This window comes from Pseudomonas sp. LAP_36 (assembly GCF_019456785.1).
GTDB classification, from domain to species: Bacteria; Pseudomonadota; Gammaproteobacteria; order Pseudomonadales; family Pseudomonadaceae; genus Aquipseudomonas; species Aquipseudomonas tritici.
Genome location: NZ_JAHZMS010000001.1, coordinates 47,882 through 73,217 on the forward strand (window position 1 = coordinate 47,882; position 25,336 = coordinate 73,217).

Genomic DNA, 25,336 nt, shown 5'->3' on the forward strand with positions numbered 1-25,336 from the left:
AGTTCTCTGATTAGTGCGTCATTGATCGTAGCAAGGTGGGAGTCACGCTCTTGCGGGGGCGGGAAAGGCGTGCGGCAACAGCTCGCCAGGTGTCGCGTTGGTTGAGCAGGGCTTCGAGAGAATCGATCAGGGTTTGTTCGCCTTGATCTGCGTGCAGACACTGGATTAGCCAGAGCGCACCATTGGTGGGTGCTTGAGCGAGCGCGCCGTGGAAGCGATTCAGGCTCGCGCCTCCCAGCCGTATCCATGTTTGCAGTTGCGAGTTATCGGGTGCTTGGCGGGTCAGTTGGACACTTAAGTGCAAAGTGCAAGCATGACGTTGCAAGACTATTTCAAAATCGTCTTCGGACAAGCTAATTTGTTTTTCGCCGCTGTTAAACCATTTAATAAGTAAACTGTTCAATTTACTGAAAGCTATCAAATGTCGTTTTGTACATCATGTGGGTGGCACGGCCATGTTCATGCTGTGCCAACTGAGTGTAAAAAGTATCCCTCGATAATTTTCCGAATATCGCTGAGAGTTCGCTTAGGTCACCAGGATCTTGCATGGCGTCGTCCATGGCATTGTCAAACTGTTTCTTGACAGCGTTTCGACTGCTTAAAAGTTGCGGTGCTAATTTATAGAAGTCCATATTTTCTTTCCTGATGTGTTTGCTGATGCTGTGGTTGTGGCTTTCCTCCAGTGATCAGTTCCTTTTTTATACGACTTTGAAAAAAATCTTACGTGAGTTTGTTTTTTTGACTACGCGCTCTAATGTTGTCCAAGCGCTTCAAGCATTGAACTCCAGCTGATACGGAAGTCTCCCTCATCTGTTTTAAGCACTAGCGTTTGAGGCTCGACAGTTTCGTCAGGTTGAAGCTTCCAGAGCGTGGACCTCTGGTGGGCGAAGCATCGTTTTACGATCTCTGTTTCAAGGGGATGGCAGAGTAGTGTCGCGCTGACTTCTGGGAGCTGAACCGCTATAAGATGCCTGAGCAGAGCTGCCAGACGTTTCGGTTCTGCGGTATCGTCAAGCAGTCTGTTGATGGCTTGATTGACGACTGAGGTGGCGTACCTTTCCAAGTCGTCGCACATTCTCTGACGTTCACTTTCCCAGCGCTTGAACTGGGCGTCCGCGCGTTGCCATATTTCAAACGCAGCCCTCTCCAGCATTGCTTCACGTTCTTCATTAGCTTCAGTCAGCAGCTTATTGGCTTGTGCCGTGGCGTGGCTCAGTAGTTGGCTGCCCTGCGAGAAGTCAGCAAGCGTCTGGCGCGAGATGAGGGTTTGCGCCAACTCAAGGTTGTCCTTTTGAACTTCAATTGTGCGTCGGCAGAACATCGCTATGCTCCTTGCTCGTTCGAGTCAGAATGAGTGTTAACGCGTGCCATGGTCGTAGCACGCCAAACGAACGCTTGCCAGAGTGTGTCCAGGCGGCCGTGTCCACTTTCAAGTGGAGAATATTTTTTCTCCATCTCAAGCACGCGTTCATAGGGGAAACGCAGTCTTAGACGCTGCCAAATGGCGGGCTCAACCCAGTTATGGAGCAGTTGCAGCGGATCATCGTTGGGTAACAGTATGTCCGGAGGAAGGGCCCTGGAAAGACGCATGCACCACAGCTGATGATCTTTGCTCAACGGGGTTACTGGCACAGGATTGAACGTACAGTGAATCAGCAAGAGTATTAAGTTGAGCTGCTCGGACGAGGCAAGAACCAGTCGAAGTAGAGTGGGAGTAGGGGGCGGGGGCAAGCAGGGAGCGATACCAACAGCGTTGAGGTTCATTGAAATGCCATTGCGATAAAGCGTTTCTATGGCCGCGTACTTATCGACAGATCTCCAGTCTTCGTGGGCGTATCGCCATGGGAGCGCCCACCACTGAGCCCACGTCAAACCCTCTTTAATCAGGTCGTCGTCACCAGGCATCATGAGGCTGAATGGTCAACTGGCAGTGGCGCCAAGAATGCTTGCTGTCGCTTATGGCGTAAGAACAATAGGGTAGAAGCCGCTAGCACTAAGCCGATCAGCAAGGACGTCACGCTGACTTGCCAGAATCCGATGTCACTCTCGGGGACGAGAAACGGACCGAAGTAAGCCATATGTTGCTGTTCCTGATACGCCGTCGCTGGCACGAATATCACGGTGAGCTTTTGCGGATTGTCCACGGCTGAAGTCATACCGGGGAGGCTGCTCGCCACGAGTCTGCGAACACGTGCCCGGATGTGGTCGGGGTCGAGACGTGCGTCGTGCTTTATAAAGACTGAAGCCGAGGCGGGCTGGACCGGTTCGCCTGGGGCTATGCGTTCGGGGAGTACCACATGCACTCGAGCGACAATGACACCGTCAACGTTGGATAAGGTGGATTCAAGCTCTTGTGATAGGGCATAGATGTAGCGAGCACGCTCTTCAAGGGGCGTTGAAATAACGCCTTCCTTGCGAAACGTATCGCCTAGCGTGGTTCGCGCCAATCTGGGTAGGCCTGCCGCTTCGAGCGTGCGTACTGCGCGCCCAATGTCTCGCGCATCGACAGCAACGACAACGCCATCTTTGGCTGCGACTTTTTGGGCGCGAATATTTTTGTCTGCAAGTTCTGCAATGACTTCATTTGCTTCTTGTTCGGTCAGTTTGCTGTGGAGTTCGACACGGTCGCCGCAACCGTTCAGCACAAATGTCAGGAACACGAGCAACACTACGGGCAGAAAATGATTCATACCTACCTACTGCAAATTACAAATCTTGTCGATACATTGGGTTGTTTTGCCAAGGCTCTTCACCAGGATTTGCGACTGAAACAACGCATTGGACAGTTGGTTCGGGAATTTGCCGAGCAGTTCTTCATTGCCCTTCTTGCTTATACCCTTCAGGGTCTTTTTGAGTTGGTCTGTTGTACTAGAAAGCTCTGAGGACGCGACAGTTAATATATTTGAGTTTTGCAAGAGGGCAGTAATCGGCTGGCTTGAGTGTGCAAGTGCCGATTTGAAGAAGTCCACATCCGAATGGGATGCCAGAGAGGCGAGGTCTGCCTCATTAGCGGCGAAACCACTACGCGTTGATCTTACAGCTTCTGTAGTTTTCATAGAGAGCCTGGCGTATGAAGAATGATGGATTGGCGCCCGTCCGGCGATCAGGAGTAAACGTTGTCTGTTTATCGTTTATTGCCATCTCCCCGACCATGAGTCGGGGAGATGAGCTTTATTAGTTTCGCGCTTGAATGGTGGCTTTGTCGTATGAATCTTTTTTTGCGTCATTCATGTCTTTAGCGGCTATAAGTTGGTCCTCTTTGGCTCGCTGCTTTTCTCCTTCCATTTGAGTGTCAGCGTTTTGGTATGCGTTATATCCGCTGTACGGCGAATTGCTGGAACTTGGAATCATAGGTATATCTCCAATTTTCAATTTGAGTGTTCGCATCACGTGGGCCGATATTCGGATGTCAGGAGTACATGGTCATCCGTCTAGGACCACAAAATGAGTGGTGCTCGAAATTAATTAGTTCCAGATATTTACACCATGGCATTTCAAAATATTGCACGGTCTTCCAGCTTTGCTCTCGATGTAATACATTGCACAATGTTGCGGCATCTTTTTGAACAATCATGGCTTTCATGTATAGTTCTTGGCGAGCGTAAACGCGCCGTTTAGAGTGTGTCATTGTTGGTGGAAAGTCATGGTTTTCAGTGGATGAGCCTGCGGCCTTAACTCAATAATATGTCCAGTTGTTTCATTCGGTAATATAGCGTCCGCTTGGCCACTCCCAATTCCTTCGCTGCGCCATCCACACAGTGAGCGTTGCGGTGTAGAGATTCCTCGATCAGTACTTTTTCGATTTGTTGCATTCGCTCTTTAAGACTCGACTTGATTCGCGGAATGCCCACCTCAGCCGCAGCCAGGGGCGTCAAGCCCAATACAAAGCGTTTAGCCGTAGAGCGTAGTTCGCGCACATTGCCCTGCCATGAATGGCATAGCAGTTGCTGGAGTAGTTCGCTGGAGGGGCAGGGAGTAGTGCAGTGATAGTAGGCGGCTTCCTGCCGAGTCATGTTCAGAAATAAAGGGATGATGCGTTCGCGCCGATGACGCAGTGGGGGAAGACTAATGTTGACAACATTAAGGCGGAAATACAGGTCCCGTCTGAACCTACCTTGCTCGACCATCTCATGCAGTGATTGTTGGGCGGACGCGATGACACGCATGTCCACCGGTATGAACCGGGTTGAGCCCAAGCGTTCAACACCCCGCGACTCCAGCGCCCGTAACAGCTTGGCTTGCAATGCGAGTGGCATGCTATCGATCTCGTCCAAGTACAAGGTGCCCAGGTGTGCGGCCTCGATGACGCCTGCTCGTGACTGTACTGCACCGGTGTACGCGCCGCTATTGACGCCGAACAGTTGGCTTTCGGCCAAGCTTTCCGGGATGGCGGCACAGTTAACCGCAATGAAGTTTCCCTTGCGGTGGGAGAGGTAGTGGATGTGTTGTGCCAGTGTATCTTTACCGGTACCTGTTTCTCCCAGCAAGAGAATATCTATATCAAGAGTGGCGGTATTGTTTATAGTTGTTTGGATGCTCGGGCAATCAGGAAAGGTTATATCTGTTATGAGCCTGTTCTGGCTAATCGTCGACATAGCAATTTGCTCCAATGCAGAGGCCGCTTTCAGAGGGCTATCTCCCTATGTTCTTAGTTAATCAGGATTTTTTTATGTTGTCATGATGGGGGCAAAACTTTGGAGGAGGTGAAGTGTGTAATTTGAAAAAATTAAAAAATTACAAGTGTTGATTTGTGTTTTTTTTAAAGTTTTGCGTAAGAGAAATCTTAAAATTATAGTAAGTAATTTTTAGCGGCTTGGTATTTTTCTGAGTGCCGTAATTAGTTATAAGTTTTTTGTGTTTTTAAAGTGTTAGAGCAAGTTTCACGCTCAGGAATTTTGTCATTTTATCTAGCAGTTTCAAATTTCCCGACATTCGAGTTCGTTCAAGCGCCCACAAAAAAGCCGATGCAATGCATCGGCTTTTTTAGCTCGGTATAAACCGCAGGCAGCACTTACACGTTGAAGCGGAAGTGCATCACATCGCCATCTTTAACGATGTATTCCTTACCTTCCAAGCGCCACTTACCGGCTTCCTTGGTACCGGCTTCGCCCTTGTACTGGATGAAGTCGTTGTAGGCGATCACTTCGGCGCGGATGAAGCCCTTCTCGAAGTCGGTGTGGATCACGCCGGCAGCCTGTGGCGCGGTGGCGCCGACTTTGACGGTCCAGGCGCGGACTTCTTCGACACCGGCGGTGAAGTAAGTCTGCAGGTGCAGCATTTCGTAGCCAGCGCGGATCACACGGTTCAAGCCAGGCTCTTCCAGGCCCAGGGCCTCGAGGAACATGTCTTTTTCTTCGCCGTCATCCAGCTCGGCGATTTCTGCTTCGATCTTGTTGCACACCGGAACCACGATCGCGCCTTCTTCGTCGGCAATGGCCTTGACCACGTCCAGCAGCGGGTTGTTCTCGAAGCCGTCTTCAGCAACGTTGGCGATGTACATCACAGGCTTGGTCGTCAGCAAATGGAAGCCCTTGATCACCGCTTTTTCGTCGGTGCTCATGTTCTTCATCAGGCTGCGCGCAGGCTTGCCTTCGGTGAAGTGAGCAATCAACTGCTCCAGCAGGCCTTTCTGGACCACTGCGTCCTTGTCGCCGCCCTTGGCGTTACGCGCGACTTTTTGCAGTTGCTTTTCGCAGCTGTCGAGGTCGGCGAAGATCAGTTCCAGGTCGATGATCTCGATGTCACGCTTCGGGTCAACGCTGTTGGAGACGTGAATCACGTTCTCGTCTTCGAAGCAGCGGACCACGTGGGCGATCGCATCGGTTTCGCGGATGTTGGCCAGGAACTTGTTACCCAGGCCTTCACCTTTCGACGCACCGGCTACCAGGCCGGCGATGTCGACGAATTCCATGGTGGTCGGCAGGATGCGCTTGGGATTGACGATGGCCGCCAATGCCGCCAGGCGCGGGTCCGGCATAGCCACGATGCCGCTGTTGGGCTCGATGGTGCAGAAGGGGAAGTTCTCCGCTGCAATACCGGACTTGGTCAGGGCGTTGAACAGGGTGGATTTGCCGACGTTGGGCAGGCCGACGATGCCGCAATTGAATCCCATGGTGTTTCCCCTCGGTAAGAGTCAAGCCTTCTGGCTGTGCAGGTTTTTCATCGCGCGGTTCCATTCACCGGCGAAGATATCCGGCAGCACGCCGAGGGCAAAATCGATGCTGGCATCGAGTTTTTCCTGTTCGGCGCGTGGCGCACGACCCAGGACGAAATTTGAAACCATACTGGCAACGCCTGGGTGGCCAATGCCGAGCCGCAGACGGTAGAAATTATTCTGATTACCCAGCTGCGCGATGATGTCGCGCAGGCCATTGTGCCCGCCATGCCCGCCGCCGAGCTTGAGCTTGGCAACGCCGGGTGGCAGGTCCAGTTCGTCATGGGCCACCAGGATTTCCTCGGGTTTGATCCGGAAGAAGCCCGCAAGCGCCGCGACAGACTGGCCGCTGCGGTTCATGTAGGTGGTGGGAATCAGCAGACGAACATCCTGACCCTGATGCGAGAAGCGCCCGGTCAGGCCAAAATATTTGCGATCGGCCGCAAGGTTTACACCTTGTGCGTGGGCGATGCGCTCAACAAAAAGGGCCCCCGCGTTATGCCGGGTCTGTTCGTATTCGGCGCCTGGATTTCCCAGGCCAACGATCAGTTTAATGGCAGTCACGACAGGGGCCCTTCCTTTGGAGTTGTGGATAACATCGCCGCAACCTGGTTGCGGCGAAAGTGGACGACAGAAGCTAACTTATCCAGAGATAAACTTCGCGTTATCGCCCGCTTTCTCGCTACGTTTCGGTCCGCGATGTTTCCTCAAGCTCCGACGTTACAGAGCAAATTACTCTGCAGCGGTTTCGCCTTCTTCATCTTCTGCTACTACACGTGGCGCGTGGACGTTGGCAACAGCCTTGTCGTCGTCGTGAGCCAGTGCTACGAACTCAACGCCTTTAGGGGCTTTGAGGTCGGACAGGTGGATGATGGTGCCGATTTCAGCAGCCGACAGGTCGACTTCGATGAACTCAGGCAGGTCTTTCGGCAGGCAGCTTACTTCCAGCTCGGTGGCGGTGTGGGAAACAACGCCGCCTTTCTTGACTGGAGCTTCTTCACCGATGAAGTGCACAGGCACGATAGCGGTCAGCTTTTGACCGGCTACAACGCGGATGAAGTCAGCGTGCAGCACGTGGCCTTTGGCTGGGTGGCGTTGCAGAGCCTTGATGATGACGTTCTGCTTTTTGCCACCGACGTTCAGCTCGATGATGTGGCTGTAGGCCGCATCGTTTTCGAGCAGTTTGGCAATTTCTTTAGCCAGCATGCTGATGGATTCAGGGGCTTTTTCGCCACCGTAAACTACAGCTGGAACCAGGCTTGCGAGACGACGCAGGCGGCGGCTCGCACCTTTCCCCAGGTCGGAACGCACTTCAGCATTCAGAGTAAAATCGTTCATGTTGTATCTCCAAAATAACCACATTCGCCCCAGCGTTTGCGACCAGCGCTAAAGGCGATATGGGCAAAAAAGCCCCGCCCCAACAGTATGCTGAGGCGGGGCGCTTTTCGTCAGTGAGGTGTACCGAAGGTTTGACCCTTAACGGAACATCGCGCTGATCGATTCTTCGTTGCTGATACGGCGAACCGCTTCGGCAACTACCGGTGCGATATCCAGTTGACGGATACGCGAACAGGCTTGAGCAGCAGCGGACAACGGGATGGTGTTAGTCACCACCAGTTCGTCCAGCATGGAATTCTCGATGTTCTCGATCGCTCGGCCCGACAGCACAGGGTGTGTGCAGTAGGCGAAGACTTTAGCTGCACCGTGCTCTTTCAAGGCTTTGGCCGCGTGGCACAGGGTGCCGGCGGTGTCGACCATGTCATCAACCAGAATACAGGTACGCCCTTCGACATCACCGATGATATGCATCACTTCAGAGTGATTGGCTTTCTCGCGGCGTTTGTCGATGATCCCGAGGTCAACGCCCAGGGATTTGGCAACAGCCCGTGCGCGCACGACGCCACCAATGTCCGGGGACACGATCATCAGGTTTTCAAAGCGCTGGTCTTCAATGTCATCCACCAATACTGGGGAGCCGTAGATGTTATCTACCGGAATATCGAAGAACCCCTGGATTTGGTCAGCGTGCAGGTCAACCGTGAGAACACGGTCGATACCTACCACGGTCAGCATGTCAGCAACGACTTTCGCGCTGATAGCCACACGTGCGGAACGCGGACGGCGATCCTGACGGGCATAACCAAAGTAAGGGATTACAGCTGTGATTCGAGTCGCTGAGGAGCGGCGGAAGGCATCAGCCATCACGACGAGTTCCATCAGGTTATCGTTGGTCGGAGCGCAGGTCGGCTGAATAATGAAGACGTCTTTACCGCGGACATTTTCATTGATCTCGGCTGTAATTTCGCCGTCGGAGAATTTACCGACAGAGATGTCACCGAGAGGGATATGCAGCTGACGTACGACACGTCGAGCCAGATCGGGGTTGGCGTTCCCCGTAAAGACCATCATCTTGGACACGCGCAGTACCTAGAGGCTGAGGGTAACCTGGATGAGTATAGGAAAATGGCAGGGGCGGCTGGATTCGAACCAACGCATGGCAGGATCAAAACCTGCTGCCTTACCGCTTGGCGACGCCCCTGTATCTGTTGCAACGAGTGCCTAACACTCGATTCCTTTTAGAGCAGACTTTGCAGCTTGCGATGCAACATCGAAACGTTGCTTCCTTTTGCTACAAACCCTGTAAGGGTCTCTGTAAGAAGGGCCGAGACTTTATCAGCTTCAGCTTTGCTTGGGAAGCCCCCAAACACACAACTTCCAGTTCCGGTTAATTTTGCTTCGGTAAATTTACCTAACAAATTCAAAGCGTTACGTACCTCTGGATAACGCCTTGCTACAACCGGTAAGCAGTCATTTCGACTGTTTCCCTTGGGAACGGGGCGCACTTTAATGGGAGGAGAGTTACGTGTCAACAGCGGATCTGAAAAAATTTCTGCTGTACTTACAGATACTTGCGGAACAAGCACAACGTACCACGGCTCTTCGGGGTATTCCGGGCTGAGTTTCTCCCCCACACCCTCGGCGAAAGCCGCGTGCCCGCGCACGAAAACCGGGACATCAGCACCCAGCGTCAAACCCAGCGCAGCCAGGCGATCATGGTCCCAACCCAGTTGCCACAAATGATTCAGGCCCAGCAATGTGGTTGCGGCATTCGAGCTGCCGCCACCGATACCACCGCCCATGGGCAGGATTTTATCGATCCAGATATCGATGCCGAGCGGGCAGCCGGATTGTTCCTTTATTTTTTTGGCGGCCTTCACAATCAGGTTGCTGTCGTGAGGAACGCCGTCGAACTCGGTGTGCAACTGGATCACGCCGTCGTCGCGCACGGCAAAAGTCAGCTCATCGCCGTAGTCGAGAAATTGAAACAGCGTCTGCAACTCGTGATAACCGTTTTCGCGGCGACCCAGAATATGCAGCATCAAATTGAGTTTGGCCGGGGAGGGCAAGGTCAGCGTTTGTACGGTCACGTTATTGCCCCAGCTTGCGCGGTTGCCAGTCCTTGATCACCAGCGTGACGTCAAGGTCGGTACCGTGCAGTTTGATGCGCTCGGGCAACCAGTAACCGCTTTGTTCTACGTAGCTTAGGTATTCGACTTGCCAGCCATCCTGTTCCAGGGTAGCCAGGCGGCTGTCGCCATTCAGGCTCAGACGGCTTTTGCTGTCAGGCGCTGGCAGGCCGCGTACCCACCATACCAGGTGGGAAACCGGCAGCTTCCAGCCAATCTGTTCTTCAAGCAGTACTTCCGGCGAGGTCGCCTCATAGCGCCCCTGGTTGGCCACTTCAAGGCTGACTTGCCCCGGTCTGCCGGTCAGGCGTGCGGCACCCCGGCCCAGCGGGCCGGAGAGACGAATGTCGTAGTAATCCTGGCGTTGCAGCCAGAACAACGTGCCGCTGCCGGAATCTTTGGGGGCGCGAACCCCGACTTTGCCTTCGATCTGCCAGCCATCGATGCTGCTGAGCTGGTCTTTGTGTTGTTTCCATTGCGCCGGGTTGCCCTGGCCCTCAACGGATTCACGGGCACCGAAACCCGCGCAACCGGCGAGCAGGGCGATAAAACTGAACACTACGATGTGGCGCAAGAACATAAGCTTAAAGGGTCTCGGAACCGGTCAGGCGCTTGATGGTGCTGCGCAGGATGGGGCTTTCGGGTTGTTCCTTGAGGAATTTTTCCCAGATTTGACGTGCTTCGCGCTGTTTGCCATTGGCCCACAGCACTTCGCCCAGGTGCGCGGCGACTTCCTGGTCGGGGAAGCGTTCCAGCGCCAGGCGCAGCAAGCGTTCGGCTTCGTCCAGGTTGCCCAGGCGGTAATTCACCCAGCCCAGGCTGTCGAGTACGGCCGGGTCTTCCGGGTTGAGCTTGTGGGCTTGTTCGATCAGTGCCTTGGCTTCGTCGTAACGCGTAGTACGGTCGGACAAGGTGTAGCCCAAGGCATTGAGGGCCATCGCATTGTCCGGGTCGCGCTTGATGATCAGGCGCAGGTCTTTTTCCATCTGCGCCAAGTCATTGCGTTTTTCCGCTTGCATGGCGCGGGTGTACAGCAGGTTCAAATCGTCAGGGAATTGCAGCAACGCTTGTTGCAGCAATTTCCAGGCGCGCTCACCCTGATTGTTGGCCGACAAAGTCTCGGCCTGGATCAGGTACAGCTGGATCGCATAGTCCGGCTCGGCATCGCGGGCGGCGGTCAGGCGTTTTTCCGCCTCATCGGTGCGGCCGTTGCTCATCAGGATATCGGCCTGGCGCAATTGGGCTGGCAGGTAGTCATTGCCGGGGCCGACCTGGGCATATTCGAGCAAGGCGGCCTGTGGGTCGTTGCGTTCTTCGGCGATACGGCCGAGGTTCAGGTGCGCCGAATCCACATGGCTTTCGCGCTGGATCAGCTCTTCCAGATAACCCTTGGCCTCGTCCCACGCCTTGGCTTCCAGGCATACCAGCGCCAGGGAGTAACGCAGCTCGTCGTCGTCCGGGTATTGCTGCACCAGGTTGGCGAACTGCACCTTGGCGTCTTCCATGCGGTCCTGTTCGACCAGCATGCGTGCGTAGGTCAGGCGCAGGCGCTTGTCATCCGGATACTTCTTGATACTTTTTTCCAGCAGAGGAATGGCTTCCTTGCCGCGATTGAGGTTCTGCAGCAGGCGTGCGCGCAGCAGGATCGGGGCGATTTCGCCTTCTTCCGGCGGGTTCTGCTCCAGCAGCTTCAGCGCTGCGTCGGCTTCGTCATCCTGTTGCAGCAACAAGGCCTTGCCGAAAATCAGCTGGCTGTTCTTTGGATGTTTTTGCAGCAGGCGGTCGAAACTCTTCATCAGGCCATTGCGCGTGTCCTGGTCGGTGTCGGCAGCTGACAGCGCGAGGAAGTCGAAATGGGTGTCGCCTTTGCCCTGCAGGACTTTCTCCATGTAGACCATGGAGTCGTCATAGCGCCCGGCGCGCGCCAGTTGGATCGCCGCGGCTCGCTGTGCTTCCAGATCGTCCGGTGCGTTTTTCGCCCAGATCAGCGACGTGTCCAGCGCAGCCTGGTCGGCGCCCAGGTACTCGGCGATGCGAAACGCCCGCTCGGAAATCCCCGGATCCTGGGTGTTGATGGCCTGGGTCACGTAATTGTCCAGCGCAATATCGAAGCGATTGCGCTGGCCGGCCAGCTCCGCGCTCAGCAGGCTGAACACCGTTTCTTCACTGAACGAGGAATAAACCTTGGGCTTTTCAGGGGCGGGGGTGCTGTCTTCTACGGGCGGTGTACCGTCCGGCGACACGGGTGCCATGGCCTGGCAGCCGCTGAGGAAGACAAAAGCAAGGAGCAACGCGGAAGATCTATTCATATAGGAAGAGGACGACTAACCTGCGGTCGGATCATCATGACACAAGCCTTCGGCCAAACATAACCGAGACTCAGCGGACGCCTTTCATAGGCACAACATATAGGGACAATAGACGACGGTGGTTGTTCTGAATCTTTCGAAGTAGGACAATTGTCGGCTTCCCGACATCATCAGCGATCTTGAATGGCCTTCCTCGCACTCGGTATTAACCACAAGACTGCCTCCGTAGACGTGCGCGAGCGCGTGGCGTTTACGCCAGAGCAGTTGGTTGAGGCCTTGCAGCAGCTCTGCCGGCTCACCGACAGTCGCGAAGCTGCGATCCTTTCAACCTGCAATCGCACCGAGCTTTATATAGAGCAGGAACATCTTTCAGCGGATGTAGTGCTGCGCTGGCTGGCCGATTTTCACCATTTGAGCCTCGATGACCTGCGTGCCTGCGCTTATGTGCATGAAGAGGATGCGGCAGTTCGTCACATGATGCGTGTGGCGTCCGGTCTCGATTCGCTGGTGTTGGGTGAACCGCAGATCCTCGGCCAGATGAAGTCCGCCTACGCCGTAGCGCGCGAGGCCGGAACCGTCGGCCCGCTGCTGGGGCGCTTGTTCCAGGCCACGTTCAATTCCGCCAAGCAGGTACGCACCGACACCGCCATTGGTGAAAACCCGGTGTCCGTGGCGTTTGCTGCGGTCAGCCTGGCCAAGCAGATTTTCAGTGATTTGCAACGCAGCCAGGCCTTGTTGATCGGCGCGGGGGAGACCATTACCCTGGTCGCCCGTCACCTGCATGACCTGGGGGTCAAGCGGATCGTGGTCGCCAACCGCACGCTTGAGCGCGCCAGCATCCTCGCCGAACAGTTCGGCGCGCATGCCGTGTTGCTGTCTGACATCCCGGCCGAACTGGTGCGCAGCGATATCGTCATCAGCTCTACCGCCAGCCAGTTGCCGATCCTTGGCAAGGGCGCGGTCGAAAGCGCATTGAAGCTGCGCAAGCACAAACCGATCTTTATGGTGGATATCGCCGTTCCCCGCGATATCGAACCCGAAGTCGGCGAGTTGGACGACGTTTACCTCTATAGCGTTGACGATCTGCACGAAGTGGTCGCCGAAAATCTCAAGAGCCGCCAGGGTGCAGCCCAGGCTGCTGAGGAAATGGTCAGCACCGGCGCCGAAGATTTCATGGTGCGCCTGCGTGAATTGGCGGCGGTGGATGTGCTCAAGGCGTATCGTCAGCAAGGCGAACGCCTGCGCGACGAGGAGCTGGTCAAAGCCCAGCGCTTGCTGGCCAATGGCAGCAGCGCTGAAGAGGTGCTGATGCAACTGGCCCGGGGCCTCACCAACAAGTTGCTCCACGCCCCCAGCGTACAATTAAAAAAGCTTACTGCCGAAGGCCGCCTCGATGCGCTGGCCATGGCCCAGGAACTCTTTGCCCTCGGTGAGGGCGCGTCAGAAAGCTCTTCGGATAAAAAACCGCAATGAAAGCGTCACTGCTCAATAAACTGGACGTGCTCCAGGACCGTTTCGAAGAACTGACCGCCTTGCTCGGCGATGGCGAGGTCATTTCCGATCAGACCAAGTTCCGCGCCTATTCCAAGGAATACGCCGAAGTTGAGCCGGTTGTGGCCACCTATAAAAACTTGCTGAAAGTGCAGGCCGATCTTGAAGGCGCCCAGGCGCTGCTCAAGGACAGCGACCCGGACATGCGTGAAATGGCCGTGGAAGAGGTCCGCGAGGCCAAGGAAAAGCTGGCCGAGCTGGAAGTCGACCTGCAGCGCATGTTGCTGCCCAAGGACCCGAACGATGGGCGCAACGTGTTCCTTGAAATCCGTGCCGGCACTGGCGGTGACGAGGCGGCGATCTTTTCCGGCGACCTGTTCCGCATGTATTCGCGTTATGCCGAGCGTCGCGGCTGGCGGGTCGAAATCCTCTCCGAGAACGAAGGTGAACACGGCGGCTATAAAGAAGTCATCGCGCGGGTTGAAGGCGATAACGTCTACGGAAAGCTCAAGTTTGAGTCCGGTGCACACCGCGTGCAGCGCGTTCCGGCGACTGAATCCCAAGGCCGCATCCACACCTCGGCGTGCACCGTCGCCGTGTTGCCTGAGCCGGACGAGCAGGAAGCCATCGAGATCAACCCGGCTGACTTGCGTGTCGATACTTACCGCTCGTCGGGCGCCGGTGGTCAGCACGTCAACAAGACTGATTCGGCGATCCGTATCACCCACTTGCCGTCGGGTATCGTGGTGGAGTGCCAGGAAGAGCGTTCCCAGCATAAAAACCGTGCGCGGGCGATGTCGTGGCTGTCGGCCAAGCTCAATGACCAGCAGACCAGCGCCGCCGCGAACGCGATTGCCAGCGAGCGCAAGTTGCTCGTGGGTTCGGGCGACCGTTCCGAGCGTATCCGTACCTACAACTTTGCCCAGGGCCGGGTCACCGACCACCGGGTTAACCTCACCCTTTATTCCCTTGACGAAATTCTCGCGGGTGGCGTCGACGCGGTGATCGAGCCGTTACTCGCCGAGTATCAGGCCGATCAATTAGCGGCGATAGGTGAATAAATGACCATCATTGCCAGCCTGCTGCGCGCCGCTGATCTGCCCGACTCGCCCACCGCGCGCCTGGATGCCGAATTGCTGCTGGCGGCTGCGCTGGGCAAGTCCCGCAGCTACCTGCACACCTGGCCGGAAAAAATTGTCAGCAGTGAAGACGCGTTGACCTTTGCCGGCTACCTGCAACGCCGTCGCGGCGGTGAGCCGGTGGCGTATATCCTCGGCCAGCAAGGCTTCTGGAAGCTGGACCTGGAGGTCGCGCCGCACACGCTGATCCCGCGTCCGGACACCGAACTGCTGGTGGAAGCCGCCCTGGAATTGTTGCCAGCCACGCCCGCCAAGGTCCTCGACCTGGGGACCGGCAGCGGGGCCATCGCGTTAGCCCTGGCCAGCGAGCGCCCAGCCTGGCAGATCACCGCTGTCGACCGTGTATTGGAAGCTGTGGCCCTGGCCGAGCGCAATCGCCAGCGCCTGCACCTCGATAACGCAGCGGTGCTGAACAGCCACTGGTTCAGCGCGTTGCAGGGTCATACCTATGACCTGATCATCAGTAACCCGCCGTATATTGCCGACAATGATCCACACCTGGTGACCGGTGACGTGCGCTTCGAGCCGGCCAGCGCATTGGTGGCCGGTCATGATGGCTTGGACGACCTGCGCTTGATCATCAAAGAAGCCCCCGCTCACCTGAACGTCGGTGGCCGGCTGTTGCTGGAGCACGGTTACGACCAGGCCCCGGCTGTGCGCGATCTGCTGCTGAGTGAAGGCTTTGAAGAGGTACACAGCCGTATCGATCTCGGCGGACACGAGCGCATCACGCTGGGACGCCGGCCGTGCTGACCGATCAGGAGCTGTTGCGCTATAGCCGACAGATTCTGTTGCAACATGTCGACATCGACGGCCAGTTGCGCCTGAAAAACGGCCGTGCATTGATCGTGGGGCTTGGTGGCCTGGGCGCACCCGTTGCGCTGTACCTGGCGGCCGCGGGCGTGGGCGAGTTGCATCTGGCGGACTTCGACACGGTCGACCTGACCAACCTGCAACGCCAGATTATCCATGACACCGACAGCGTCGGGCAGACCAAGGTCGATTCAGCCCTGCGCCGCCTGAGCGCCATCAACCCCGAAATCAAGCTGATTGCCCACCGCACGGCGCTGGATGCCGACTCCTTGGCTGCCGCGGTAGGTGCGGTCGATGTTGTGCTCGATTGCAGCGACAACTTCTCCACGCGCGAGGCGGTCAACGCTGCTTGCGTTGCCGCCGGAAAGCCATTGATCAGCGGCGCGGCGATTCGCCTTGAAGGCCAATTGTCTGTGTTCGACCCGCGTCGCGCCGAAAGCCCGTGTTACCACTGTTTATATGGGCACGGCAGCGACACCGAACTTACCTGCAGCGAAGCCGGCGTGGCCGGCCCGCTGGTGGGGGTGGTGGGCAGCCTGCAGGCGCTGGAGGCCTTGAAGCTGCTGGCCGGTTTCGGCGAACCCTTGGTAGGCCGCCTGTTGCTTATCGATGCCTTGACCACGCGTTTTCGCGAGCTACGCGTCAAGCGTGACCCTGGCTGCAGCGTGTGCGGGACCCAACATGGTTAAGGGCGCGCCAATCGGTGTGTTCGATTCCGGTGTTGGCGGCTTGTCGGTACTGGCCGAAATCCAGCAATTGCTGCCCCATGAGTCGCTGCTGTACGTGGCCGACTGCGGGCATATCCCCTATGGCGAGAAAACCCCGGCGTTTATTCGTGAGCGCTCGCGGCAGGTCGCGGCGTTTCTCCGCGACAAGGGCGCCAAGGCATTTGTGATTGCCTGCAACACCGCGACCGTCGCGGCCGTCGCCGACTTGCGCCAGGACTATCCCGACTGGCCACTGGTGGGCATGGAGCCCGCTGTCAAACCTGCTGCCGCCGCCACCCGCAGCGGCGTGGTCGGTGTGCTTGCCACCACCGGCACGCTGCAAAGCGCCAAGTTCGCTGCGCTGCTGGACCGCTTCGCCACTGATGTTCGGGTCATCACCCAACCCTGCCCGGGCCTGGTGGAGCTGATTGAAACCGGCGACCTGAACAGCCCCGCCCTGCGCCAGTTATTGCAGGGTTACATCGAACCGCTGCTCAGCGCCGGTTGCGACACCATCATCCTCGGCTGCACCCACTATCCCTTCCTCAAGCCGCTCCTGGCGCAGATGCTGCCCCCCAGCATCATCCTTATCGACACCGGTGCCGCCGTGGCCCGCCAGCTCAAGCGTTTACTGAGTGAGCGCGATCTTCTGGCCGTCGGCGACCCTGAACCTGCACCTGCACAGTTCTGGACCAGTGGCGATCTGCAACATTTCAGAAACATCCTACCTACACTATGGAAATCTTCCGGAAATGTGAGTAATTTCAGTTTGTGAAAAAATCGTGAAAAAATCACGGTTTTTGACTGAACTTCTGCATTAATGGCGACTTCTATAGCACGTTAGCCTGTACATAAAATCTTACAACGTCGTTTGAAGGGATGTTTCATATGAAGCGTTTTCTCTGTTTGGCTGCGCTTGCGGCCGCGGTAATGGGGCACTCTTTTTCGGCGCAAGCCGCCGGGTTGGAGTTTGGTCTGGGGGCAACCAGTGATTCAACGCTGACCTATCGGTTGGGGTTGACGTCGGATTGGGACAAGAGCTGGATGCAGAGCGATACCGGTCGCCTGACGGGCTATTGGAGCGGCGCTTACACTTACTGGGAAGGTGACGATCGCGCTGGCGCCAGTAGCCTGTCGTTCTCGCCCGTGTTTGTGTATGAGTTTGCCGGGCAGTCGGTCAAACCCTACATCGAAGCCGGGATCGGCGTAGCGGTGTTCTCCCGTACCAAGTTGGAAGACAACAACATTGGCCAGGCCTTTCAGTTCGAAGACCGCCTGGGTTTTGGTCTGCGGTTTACCGGTGGGCATGAAGTGGGCATTCGTGCCACGCACTATTCCAACGCCGGGATCAGCAGCAATAACGATGGGGTAGAGAGCTACTCGCTGCATTACACCATGCCGCTGTAGTCTTCAGGCCGCTGAAGATATCCCCTGTGGGAGCGGGCTTGCTCGCGAAAGCGGTGTGTCAGTCAGACATGTATCAACTGACACACCGCTTTCGCGAGCAAGCCCGCTCCCACATTTAGATCCCCACTCATTTCACGATCAGCGATACGCCGTCGCAATCCCTTCGCGTTCGGTCAAGCACTCCGGAGCGCCCATCTCGAACTCCCGGCAAATCAACGGCCGTCGCTCATAGATCGTGCACATCATCGTGTCCCGATCCAGCGCTGCGCACCAGCCGTCGTCCAGGCGCAGCATCACTTCGCCGCCCCAATCGTCGGTATCGATATAGCGCTCCGGCACGCCGGTGTCGGTAATCAGCATGACTTCCAGCTGGCAGCAGCAGGCCGCGCACGTCGAGCAGGTGACGGCGGGTTCAGCGATTTGGGTGTGGGGGATGTTGGTCATAGGTGCGCAGTGTAAGGCAAGCGGGTCACGCAGATGTGAAACGGCTGACGGACGTCAACGCGCCAAACGGTGTAACCCCACGAAAACCAAGGCCCACAACAGCGCCAACGCAATCAGGGTGGGCGCCACACTAAAACCAAACTGCACGCCCGCCAATTGGCTGCCTGCGTAATAAGAGAGCGGCCCGCCCCCTGCACCGAGCACGGCCGCCCGCCACCAGGGGCGTGCACTCCAGGCCAGGCAGTGGCGCAATGTGGTGGCCAGCAGGGCCCATAGCATGATTAGCCAGAGGGGAATCAGCGGGCCAGGCTCAGTAAACTGAAATACCCCCAGCGCGCGCAACGCGGTATCCAGTAGTGTGCCCAGGATTGTAACGCTGAGGATCAGCTTGCCCTCACTGGCCCATGAACTTATCCACAGCAGATGAATGCCCAATACAGCCAGCCCTACCAGTAACCATAAGCTGTCACCGCCGAGCACGCAGGCGAACCAGCCGCACTGAAAAAGCACGGCATTGGCCAATGTCTTAAGCACTGAAGCGTCCGAGCAGCGGCGGGTTAATCGCTGACGGTTTGGCCAGCAGCAATTGCGCCGTGCCAATGGTGCGCTCCATAAAGCCGCCTTCGCAGTAACACAGGTAAAACTCCCACAGCCGCAGGAAGTATTCGTCGTAGCCCAATTCGGCGAGGCGGCCATGGGCGCGGCGAAAATTCTCATGCCACAGGCGCAAGGTTCGCGCGTAGTGCAGGCCGAAATCCTCCATGTGCAGCAGGTTCATATCGGTGTCTCGGCTGACGATGTGCAGCATGTTTTGCACACTGGGCAAAGCGCCGCCGGGGAAGATATAGCGCTGGATGAAATCCACGCTGCGCTTGGCCTGTTCAAAGCGTTGCTCACGAATGGTGATGGCTTGCAGCAACATCAGGCCGTCACTTTTGAGCAGGTGCGCGCACTGTTTGAAGTAGGTCGGCAGAAAACGATGGCCCACTGCTTCGATCATCTCGATGGACACCAGCTTGTCGTACTGGCCGGTCAGGTCGCGGTAGTCCTTCAGCAACAGGGTGACCTGGCTTTGCAGCCCCAGGGCCTCGATGCGTTTTTCGGTGTAGGCAAACTGTTCCTTGGACAAGGTCGTGGTGGTGACCTTGCAACCGTAATGCTGCGCCGCATACAGCGCCATGCTGCCCCAGCCGGTGCCGATTTCCAGCAGGTGGTCGCTGGGTTTGAGCGCAAGCTTCTGGCAGATGCGCTCAAGCTTGTTCAGTTGTGCTTGCTCCAGGGTGTCGTCGGGGGTCAGGAATTGCGCCGCCGAGTACATCATGGTGGGGTCGAGGAATTCTTCGAACAGGTCGTTGCCGAGGTCGTAATGGGCGGCGATGTTTTTTTGCGAACCCTTGCGTGTGTTGCGATTGAGCCAGTGCAGGCCCTGGGTGAACGGCCGGGCCAAGCGTGCCAGGCCGCCTTCCATCGCATCCAGCACATCCAGGTTGCTGACCATCACGCGCACCACGGCGGTCAGGTCCGGGCTGCTCCAGTAACCGTGAATAAATGCCTCGCCAGCGCCAATAGAACCGTTGGCCGCCACCAGGCCCCACACGGCGGGGTCGAGGATCTGGATCTCCCCCAGCAAGTGCGCTTCGCGTGCGCCGAATACTTGCCGTTCGCCATCCTCGATCACCACCAATTGGCCATGGCGCAATTGGCTGAGTTGGCGCAGCACGCCTTTGCGCAACAGTGCGGTGGTCATGCCGTTGACGTTCAGGCGGTTGGCCTTGACCGATACGTTAGGGGATTTCATGGCGGCGATCCTTGGAATAACCGACTGCGGTGCGGGAGGCGCCATCGGCGGCCCGGTGGGGAAAAATCGGTGTGCGTTTGAGCAACAGGCGCATGGCTTGCCAGTAGATCGCCAAGCAAGTCTTGGCAGTCATCCAGGGGAAGCGCCATAGGTATCGATGCAAACTGGTGCGGTTCAGCGTTTCCTTGTGCAGGCTCAAGGTGGCGTCGAACACTTTCAACTCGCCCTGCCAGTCGGCCATGTGCACGCCGAGTTTGTCGGCGGGTGGGCTGAAGCTCATGCGGTATTCCAGGTCGCGCGGCAAAAACGGCGACACATGGAAGGCCTTGGCCACGGCGAAGTGCTGGTGTTCATCCGCGCCGAGGGCCTGGGCGGGCAGCACGTAGTGATAGCGCTCGCGCCATGGGGTGTTGGTCACTTCACACAGGATCGCGGCCAGACGTCCGTCGGCCTCGAAGCAGTAGAAGAAACTCACAGGGTTAAAAGCCAGGCCCCAACTGCGGGCCTGGGTCAGTAGGCAGATAACGCCCTGGGGCGTACGCCCCAGCGCCTTGCCGACTTCCTGGCGCACGGCATCGCTCAAGCTCATGCCGGTACGCGTCAATTCACGCAGGTAATCCTGTTGGCGAAAACCAAAGGGCGCGAGCCAGCTGCGCCCGGCCAAGGGCGACAGCCCTAGCACTTCGTGTTCTTCGCTCAGATCCAGGTACAACAGGCCGATGCGGTAGCGAAAGGCGTGGGCCTTGGGCGCAAATCGGCGATGGGCAATCCAGCCGCTGTACAGGGCGCTGTTCACAGGGTTTCCCCAAACGCTTGGGCCACGCGCAAGGCGCTGACCACGCCGTCTTCGTGGAAACCGTTGGCCCAGTAGGCACCGCAATAGAAGGTGTTACGCACGCCAGACACTTCTTCCCAACGGCCTTGGGCCGCGACCGCTGCCAGGCTGTATTGCGGATGGGCGTAGGTGTAGCGGGCCAGCACCTTCAGCGGGTTGATCATCGACGTCTGGTTCAGGCTCACGCAAAAGGTCGTGGCGCTGTCGATGCCTTGCAGGATGTTCATGTCATAAGTCACCGCCGCCGGCGCCTGCCTATTGCCGGTCAGCCGATAATTCCAGCTGGCCCAGGCCAGTTTGCGGTCGGGCAGCAGGCGGGTGTCGGTGTGCAGCACCACTTCGTTATCGGCATAAGGCAGGGCGCCGAGGACCGCTTGTTCGGCTGGGCTTGGATCGGCCAGCAGTGCCAGGGCCTGGTCGCTGTGGCAGGCGAAGACCACCCGATCAAATGCCTCGCTGCCGGCCGGGCTGTGGATAACCACGCCGTCGTCGGTACGCTCAACGTTATGCACAGGGCAATTGAGGCGGATCTGTTCGCGGAAGCTGCGGGTCAGCGGTTCGATATAACGGCTGGAGCCTCCCTCGATCACGCACCATTGCGGGCGGTTACTCACCGAGAGCAAGCCGTGATTCTTGAAGAAGCGCACAAAGAACTGCAACGGGAAGCCAAGCATGTCGGCCAGGGACATCGACCAGATCGCCGCGCCCATGGGCACGATGTAGTGCCGGATAAACCGCTCGCCGTAGTGACCGGCGTTGAGATAGTCACCCAGGGTCATTTCGGCGCTGATGCGTTGGTCTTGCAGGTCCAGCGGTGCCTGGCGATTGAAGCGCAAGATGTCGCGCAACATGCCCCAGAAGCCCGGCGAAAGGATATTGCGACGCTGGGCAAACAGGCTGTTGAGGTTGTTGCCGTTGTACTCCAAACCCGTCTCCTCATCGCACACCGAAAAGCTCATCTCGGTGGGCTTGAACGTGACGCCGATCTGCCCCAGCAGGCGGATGAAGTTGGGGTAGGTCCAGTCGTTAAACACGATGAAGCCGGTGTCTACCGCGTAGCTTTTGCCCTCGACGGTCACGTTGACCGTGTGGGTATGCCCGCCAATACGGTCACCCGCTTCGAACAGCGTAATTTCATGCTGGCGGCTGAGCAGGTAAGCACTGGTCAGTCCCGCGATGCCGCTGCCAATGATGGCGATCTTCACAGGTCGTCCTTTTTCGGCGGTGGGCTGCGCAACATGCGTTTACCGATGATCAACTGCGCGCGATTCGGGAGTTTCGACAGTGGCCAGAGGGTGGCGATAAACAGTGCAGGAAAGGCGATTTCCAGCGGGCGTTTTTCCAGCTTGGCGAAGATGTGCCGCGCGGCTTTGTCCGCCGACCAACTGAGGGGCATGGGGAAGTCGTTGCGTTCGGTCAGCGGCGTGTCGACAAAGCCTGGGCTGATCACAGTAACGTCGATGTTTTCCGGCGAAAGGCTGATGCGCAGGGCTTCGAACAGGTAGCGCAAGCCGGCCTTGGACGCGCCATAGGCTTCGGCGCGAGGCATCGGCAGATACGTCACGGCGCTGGCGACACCCACCAAGTGGGGGCTGTGCCCGGCCCGCAAAAGCGGCAGGGCTGCTTCGATGCAATAGCTGCTCGCCAGCAGGTTGGTGCGCACCACGTGCTCGATGATCGATGAATCGAACTGCTTGGCGTCCACATATTCACAGGTGCCGGCATTGAGGATCACCGTGTCCAGGGAACCCCAGACCACGCCGATGTGTTCGCCGATCTCGCGCACGGTCTGGCTGTTGGTCAGGTCGCCGGCCACCACCAGCACTTGGCCGGGGTAACGTTGCGCGAGCGCTTCCAAAGGCCCCTTGGTGCGGGAGCTGAGTGCGACGTGGGCGCCGCTGTTGAGCAACTCCACGGCGAGCGCGGCACCGATACCACTGCTGGCGCCGGTCAGCCAATAACGACGGGGCGGTACTGCGTTCATCCCACTCTCCTTTTCAGCCAACTCACGACGCTGCCCAGCACGGGCACGTGTTCGTACAGCATGGCGCCGGCATCGAAATAGTCACGGTGGCGGTACACCTTGTCACGCCACATCAAGTGCGAGCAGCCTTCCACGCGAATCACCTTGCCGTTGGCCAGGCGCGGGTGGCTGAAACTCATCTTCCAGCGCAGGTAACCTTCGCCTTCGGCCACTTGGTCGAAACCGTGGAAGTCGAAGCGTAGCTGGCTGACGTTGCTGTACAACTCGCCGAAGTAGCGGTGCAGGGCGGGCAGCCCATGCACTTCATGGAGCGGGTCGGTAAAGGCGATGTCCTTGCTGTACAAGCTGTCGAGCAGGTGCAGGTTGTGCTTGTCCAGCGTGGCGAAGGCCTGGGCGAAGCGTCGCAGGAAGTCACTCATATTCACCCCCTGCGGCGTGTCGCGAGGGCAGGCTGCGGAAAGCGGCCAAGGCGCGTTCGCGGGATTTCTTCAGGTCGACAATCGAGCGTGGGTAGTCGGCCACGCCGAACAAACCACCGGCGGCTTCGGGGTTGTGCACGTCCTTTTTATTCAGCGCGGCGAGTTCCGGCAGCCAGTGCTTGATAAAGACCCCTTCGCTATCGAATTTTTCCGACTGGCTCAGAGGGCTGAAAATCCGGAAGTACGGCGCCGAGTCGGTGCCGGTGGATGAGCTCCACTGCCAGCCGCCGTTGTTGGCGGCCAGGTCGCCATCGATCAGGTGACGCATGAAGAAGCGCTCGCCTTCACGCCAGTCGATCAGCAGGTTCTTGGTCAGGAACATCGCCACGACCATACGCAGGCGGTTGTGCATCCAGCCGGTCTCCAGCAGTTGTCGCATGGCGGCGTCGATGATCGGCAGGCCGGTGCGCGCCTCCTGCCACGCGGCGAGATCCTTGGGCGCGTTGCGCCAGGCCACGGCTTCGGTTTCGGGGCGGAACGCACGGTGGCGCGACACCCGTGGGTAACCCACCAGGATGTGCTTGTAGAACTCGCGCCACAGCAATTCATTGATCCAGGTGATGGCGCCCATGTCGCCACTCTCGAACTCGCCACCGTTGGTTTGTAACGCGGCGTGCAGGCATTGGCGCGGCGAAATGACCCCCGCCGCGAGGTAGGCAGAGAGCTGGCTGGTGCCGGGCTTGGCCGGGAAGTCACGCTCGTCCTTGTAGTAGCTGATCTGCTGGTCGGCGAAGGCGTCGAGGCGCCGCCGGGCCTCGTCTTCACCGGCGGGCCAGAGGGCACGCAGCGTGTCGCTGGGCGGCTCGAAACCTTCGACCGTGTTCGGGATGGGATCGCTTTTCAGCTTGAGCGCAGCCTGGGCCTTTGGCGCTGCCACCATCTGCGGTAACGCGCTGTGCAGGCGGGTGTAGCAGACCTTGCGGAACTGGCTGTAGACCTGAAAGTAAGTGCCGGTCTTGGTGAGCACACTGCCAGGCTGGAAGAACAGTTGATCCAGGTAGCTGTGGAAAGTGACGCCTGCCGCTTGCAATGCCTTGGACACTGCCGCATCGCGACGGCTTTCATGAATGCCGTATTCCTCGTTGACGTGCACCGACTCCACCGAGAGTTCGCGGCACAGCATGCTCAGCACGCTGGGCGCCTGGTCCCAGGTGGCTGCGGTGCGAATCAGCAGGGGAATGTTCAACTCGCCCAGCGTTTTACTAAGCGCCTGCAGGTTGCGCAGCCAGAAATCCACTTTGCACGGCGCATCGTCGTGGGCCAGCCACTGCTCGGGTGTAATCAGATACACGGCCGCCATCGGACCCCGCTGGCTCGCGGCGGTCAGGGCGGTGTTGTCGTGTAGGCGCAAGTCGGTGCGCAGCCAGATCAGATGCATTTAAAGAAGTCCACGCTGGATCAGTAGCTGATGGGCCGACAACGGCTCTTCGGCGACGAGCAACTCAGGGATGTCATGGGTTAATACCGCCAACTCCGCCTGGTGGATGCACACCGTTGGTCCGACGATCAACTTAGGGCAACTGATGCCGCCCAGCAGCTTCGCGAACGTCGACAACTGCAGCGCCTTGCTCGAATACAGCAACACGGCGCGCGGTCGCAGGTGTTCCACCGCCAGGGCCAGCTCGCCGACGGGCAGTGGCCAATCGAACACTTCCACCGGGCAGTCGGCACTGCTGGCCAGCCAGGCGCTGAGCCACAAATGCGGTTCCAGCGGCAGGGCGGACTGGTTGACCAGCAGCAATGGCGCACCCTGCAATTGGCGATTGTTGTGGTAGATGCGCGCACCAAACTTGCTGCGCAGCCAGGACAAGAAAAATACCCGTTCCATCTGCGCGCCGAATTGACCTTGCCAACGCTGTTCCAGCTCCTGCAACAGCGGTAACAGCAGTTGCTCGCACAAGGTGCGTGGCGGGTACAGTGCCATGGCCTGGTTGAAGGCGTCGTCGACCCGGCGCTCGGTCAATTCACTGATGGCGTGCACCAGGTTCTGGCGCAGGGTTTGCCATTCATTTTCCACGGCATCGGGACTGGCCTGGGCGGAGTCGATCAGGCCTTTGACTTGGCTGACCGGCACGCCACGATTGAGCCAGGTGAGAATGGTGTGGATGCGTTGCACATGCTCGGCGCTGAACAGCCGGTGGCCCTTGGGCGTGCGCTGGGGCACGATCAGGCCGTAGCGGCGCTCCCAGGCGCGAAGGGTCACGGCATTGACGCCGGTCTGGCGCGCCACTTCGCGGATCGGCAGCCAGCCGTCCTGGAGGGCTTGGGCGATGTCTTCGCCGGGTTCGTCTAGCAGGGCAGCTCTCATG

At 57.9% G+C, this 25,336-nt stretch carries 28 protein-coding genes and 1 tRNA gene; 6 read left to right on the plus strand and 23 right to left on the minus strand.

Annotated features, from left to right (window positions below; all coding sequences use genetic code 11):
* Positions 1–10: 10 nt before the first annotated feature.
* From JBO08_RS00230 to JBO08_RS00295, 14 genes are all read right to left on the minus strand, one after another.
* Positions 11–403 (minus strand): type III secretion protein, encoded by a 393-nt coding sequence (locus JBO08_RS00230; protein ID WP_083207171.1) that lies wholly within the window; start codon positions 401–403, stop codon positions 11–13.
* 1 nt (position 404) lies between these two features.
* On the minus strand, positions 405–632 hold the full coding sequence (locus tag JBO08_RS00235; RefSeq protein WP_065875209.1) for a hypothetical protein: 228 nt from the start codon (positions 630–632) through the stop codon (positions 405–407).
* A 119-nt stretch (positions 633–751) separates the two neighbouring features.
* The gene (gene sctL / locus JBO08_RS00240; protein WP_065875208.1) at positions 752–1,321 is read right to left on the minus strand and encodes a type III secretion system stator protein SctL; all 570 of its coding nucleotides are present in this window, start codon (positions 1,319–1,321) and stop codon (positions 752–754) included.
* A 583-nt stretch (positions 1,322–1,904) separates the two neighbouring features.
* Positions 1,905–2,690: a type III secretion system inner membrane ring lipoprotein SctJ gene (sctJ, locus tag JBO08_RS00245; RefSeq protein ID WP_065875206.1), complete on the minus strand. Its 786-nt coding sequence runs from the start codon at positions 2,688–2,690 to the stop codon at positions 1,905–1,907.
* A gap of 6 nt (positions 2,691–2,696) precedes the next feature.
* Positions 2,697–3,056 carry an EscI/YscI/HrpB family type III secretion system inner rod protein gene (locus JBO08_RS28065; protein WP_225930677.1) on the minus strand — a complete coding sequence of 120 codons (360 nt, stop codon included), beginning with the start codon at positions 3,054–3,056 and terminating at the stop codon, positions 2,697–2,699.
* Positions 3,057–3,671: 615 nt separating this feature from the next.
* Positions 3,672–4,595, minus strand: coding sequence for a sigma 54-interacting transcriptional regulator (locus JBO08_RS00255; RefSeq protein WP_065875205.1), 924 nt, complete (start codon positions 4,593–4,595; stop codon positions 3,672–3,674).
* 416 nt (positions 4,596–5,011) lie between these two features.
* Positions 5,012–6,112: a redox-regulated ATPase YchF gene (gene ychF / locus JBO08_RS00260; protein ID WP_049710111.1), complete on the minus strand. Its 1,101-nt coding sequence runs from the start codon at positions 6,110–6,112 to the stop codon at positions 5,012–5,014.
* A gap of 21 nt (positions 6,113–6,133) precedes the next feature.
* On the minus strand, positions 6,134–6,718 hold the full coding sequence (gene pth / locus JBO08_RS00265; RefSeq protein WP_017529915.1) for an aminoacyl-tRNA hydrolase: 585 nt from the start codon (positions 6,716–6,718) through the stop codon (positions 6,134–6,136).
* A 168-nt stretch (positions 6,719–6,886) separates the two neighbouring features.
* Entirely contained in the window at positions 6,887–7,492 is a 606-nt protein-coding gene (locus JBO08_RS00270; protein WP_065875203.1) for a 50S ribosomal protein L25/general stress protein Ctc, read from the minus strand.
* 138 nt (positions 7,493–7,630) lie between these two features.
* A complete protein-coding gene (locus JBO08_RS00275) occupies positions 7,631–8,572 on the minus strand; it encodes a ribose-phosphate pyrophosphokinase (protein WP_003208392.1) in 942 nt (313 codons plus the stop codon).
* A gap of 46 nt (positions 8,573–8,618) precedes the next feature.
* Positions 8,619–8,693: transfer RNA gene (locus JBO08_RS00280), tRNA-Gln, on the minus strand.
* 37 nt (positions 8,694–8,730) lie between these two features.
* Entirely contained in the window at positions 8,731–9,534 is an 804-nt protein-coding gene (gene ispE, locus JBO08_RS00285; RefSeq protein ID WP_258407101.1) for a 4-(cytidine 5'-diphospho)-2-C-methyl-D-erythritol kinase, read from the minus strand.
* Between the two features lie 49 nt (positions 9,535–9,583).
* A complete protein-coding gene (gene lolB / locus JBO08_RS00290; protein ID WP_049710107.1) occupies positions 9,584–10,201 on the minus strand; it encodes a lipoprotein insertase outer membrane protein LolB in 618 nt (205 codons plus the stop codon).
* 4 nt (positions 10,202–10,205) lie between these two features.
* Positions 10,206–11,930, minus strand: a complete 1,725-nt coding sequence (locus JBO08_RS00295) for a tetratricopeptide repeat protein (RefSeq protein WP_220074612.1) — start codon at positions 11,928–11,930, stop codon at positions 10,206–10,208.
* Between the two features lie 183 nt (positions 11,931–12,113).
* On the opposite strand from JBO08_RS00295, the gene hemA reads away from it, so the two are divergent.
* From hemA to JBO08_RS00325, 6 genes are all read left to right on the plus strand, one after another.
* Complete coding sequence (gene hemA / locus JBO08_RS00300) at positions 12,114–13,403, plus strand: glutamyl-tRNA reductase (RefSeq protein ID WP_065875200.1); 1,290 nt, start codon at positions 12,114–12,116, stop codon at positions 13,401–13,403.
* The gene (gene prfA, locus JBO08_RS00305) at positions 13,400–14,482 is read left to right on the plus strand and encodes a peptide chain release factor 1 (RefSeq protein ID WP_065879658.1); all 1,083 of its coding nucleotides are present in this window, start codon (positions 13,400–13,402) and stop codon (positions 14,480–14,482) included. The genes hemA and prfA overlap by 4 nt, the downstream gene beginning before the upstream one ends.
* Complete coding sequence (prmC, locus tag JBO08_RS00310) at positions 14,483–15,313, plus strand: peptide chain release factor N(5)-glutamine methyltransferase (protein WP_220074611.1); 831 nt, start codon at positions 14,483–14,485, stop codon at positions 15,311–15,313.
* Complete coding sequence (locus tag JBO08_RS00315; protein WP_065875197.1) at positions 15,307–16,062, plus strand: molybdopterin-synthase adenylyltransferase MoeB; 756 nt, start codon at positions 15,307–15,309, stop codon at positions 16,060–16,062. Before prmC ends, JBO08_RS00315 begins: the two co-directional genes overlap by 7 nt.
* Positions 16,055–16,855, plus strand: coding sequence for a glutamate racemase (gene murI, locus JBO08_RS00320; RefSeq protein WP_065875196.1), 801 nt, complete (start codon positions 16,055–16,057; stop codon positions 16,853–16,855). Before JBO08_RS00315 ends, murI begins: the two co-directional genes overlap by 8 nt.
* A 113-nt stretch (positions 16,856–16,968) precedes the next feature.
* Complete coding sequence (locus tag JBO08_RS00325) at positions 16,969–17,487, plus strand: acyloxyacyl hydrolase (RefSeq protein ID WP_065875195.1); 519 nt, start codon at positions 16,969–16,971, stop codon at positions 17,485–17,487.
* A 138-nt stretch (positions 17,488–17,625) separates the two neighbouring features.
* On the opposite strand, the gene JBO08_RS00330 is transcribed toward JBO08_RS00325, so the two are convergent.
* The 9 genes from JBO08_RS00330 to JBO08_RS00370 are packed head-to-tail and all read right to left on the minus strand — an operon-like array spanning position 17,626 to position 25,335.
* On the minus strand, positions 17,626–17,931 hold the full coding sequence (locus JBO08_RS00330; RefSeq protein WP_065875194.1) for a YkgJ family cysteine cluster protein: 306 nt from the start codon (positions 17,929–17,931) through the stop codon (positions 17,626–17,628).
* Positions 17,932–17,985: 54 nt separating this feature from the next.
* Complete coding sequence (locus tag JBO08_RS00335) at positions 17,986–18,465, minus strand: DUF2878 domain-containing protein (RefSeq protein ID WP_065875193.1); 480 nt, start codon at positions 18,463–18,465, stop codon at positions 17,986–17,988.
* Positions 18,458–19,729, minus strand: a complete 1,272-nt coding sequence (locus tag JBO08_RS00340) for a cyclopropane-fatty-acyl-phospholipid synthase family protein (protein WP_065879655.1) — start codon at positions 19,727–19,729, stop codon at positions 18,458–18,460. The genes JBO08_RS00335 and JBO08_RS00340 overlap by 8 nt, the downstream gene beginning before the upstream one ends.
* Positions 19,716–20,525, minus strand: a complete 810-nt coding sequence (locus tag JBO08_RS00345; RefSeq protein WP_065875191.1) for a DUF1365 domain-containing protein — start codon at positions 20,523–20,525, stop codon at positions 19,716–19,718. The genes JBO08_RS00340 and JBO08_RS00345 overlap by 14 nt, the downstream gene beginning before the upstream one ends.
* Positions 20,522–21,769, minus strand: a complete 1,248-nt coding sequence (locus tag JBO08_RS00350; protein ID WP_065890562.1) for an NAD(P)/FAD-dependent oxidoreductase — start codon at positions 21,767–21,769, stop codon at positions 20,522–20,524. The genes JBO08_RS00345 and JBO08_RS00350 overlap by 4 nt, the downstream gene beginning before the upstream one ends.
* Complete coding sequence (locus JBO08_RS00355) at positions 21,766–22,548, minus strand: SDR family oxidoreductase (RefSeq protein WP_065890560.1); 783 nt, start codon at positions 22,546–22,548, stop codon at positions 21,766–21,768. Before JBO08_RS00355 ends, JBO08_RS00350 begins: the two co-directional genes overlap by 4 nt.
* Complete coding sequence (locus JBO08_RS00360) at positions 22,545–22,967, minus strand: nuclear transport factor 2 family protein (RefSeq protein ID WP_065875188.1); 423 nt, start codon at positions 22,965–22,967, stop codon at positions 22,545–22,547. Before JBO08_RS00360 ends, JBO08_RS00355 begins: the two co-directional genes overlap by 4 nt.
* A complete protein-coding gene (gene phrB, locus JBO08_RS00365; protein ID WP_220074610.1) occupies positions 22,960–24,405 on the minus strand; it encodes a deoxyribodipyrimidine photo-lyase in 1,446 nt (481 codons plus the stop codon). The genes JBO08_RS00360 and phrB overlap by 8 nt, the downstream gene beginning before the upstream one ends.
* Complete coding sequence (locus tag JBO08_RS00370) at positions 24,406–25,335, minus strand: MerR family transcriptional regulator (RefSeq protein WP_065875186.1); 930 nt, start codon at positions 25,333–25,335, stop codon at positions 24,406–24,408.
* Between the last annotated feature and the right edge of the window lies 1 nt (position 25,336).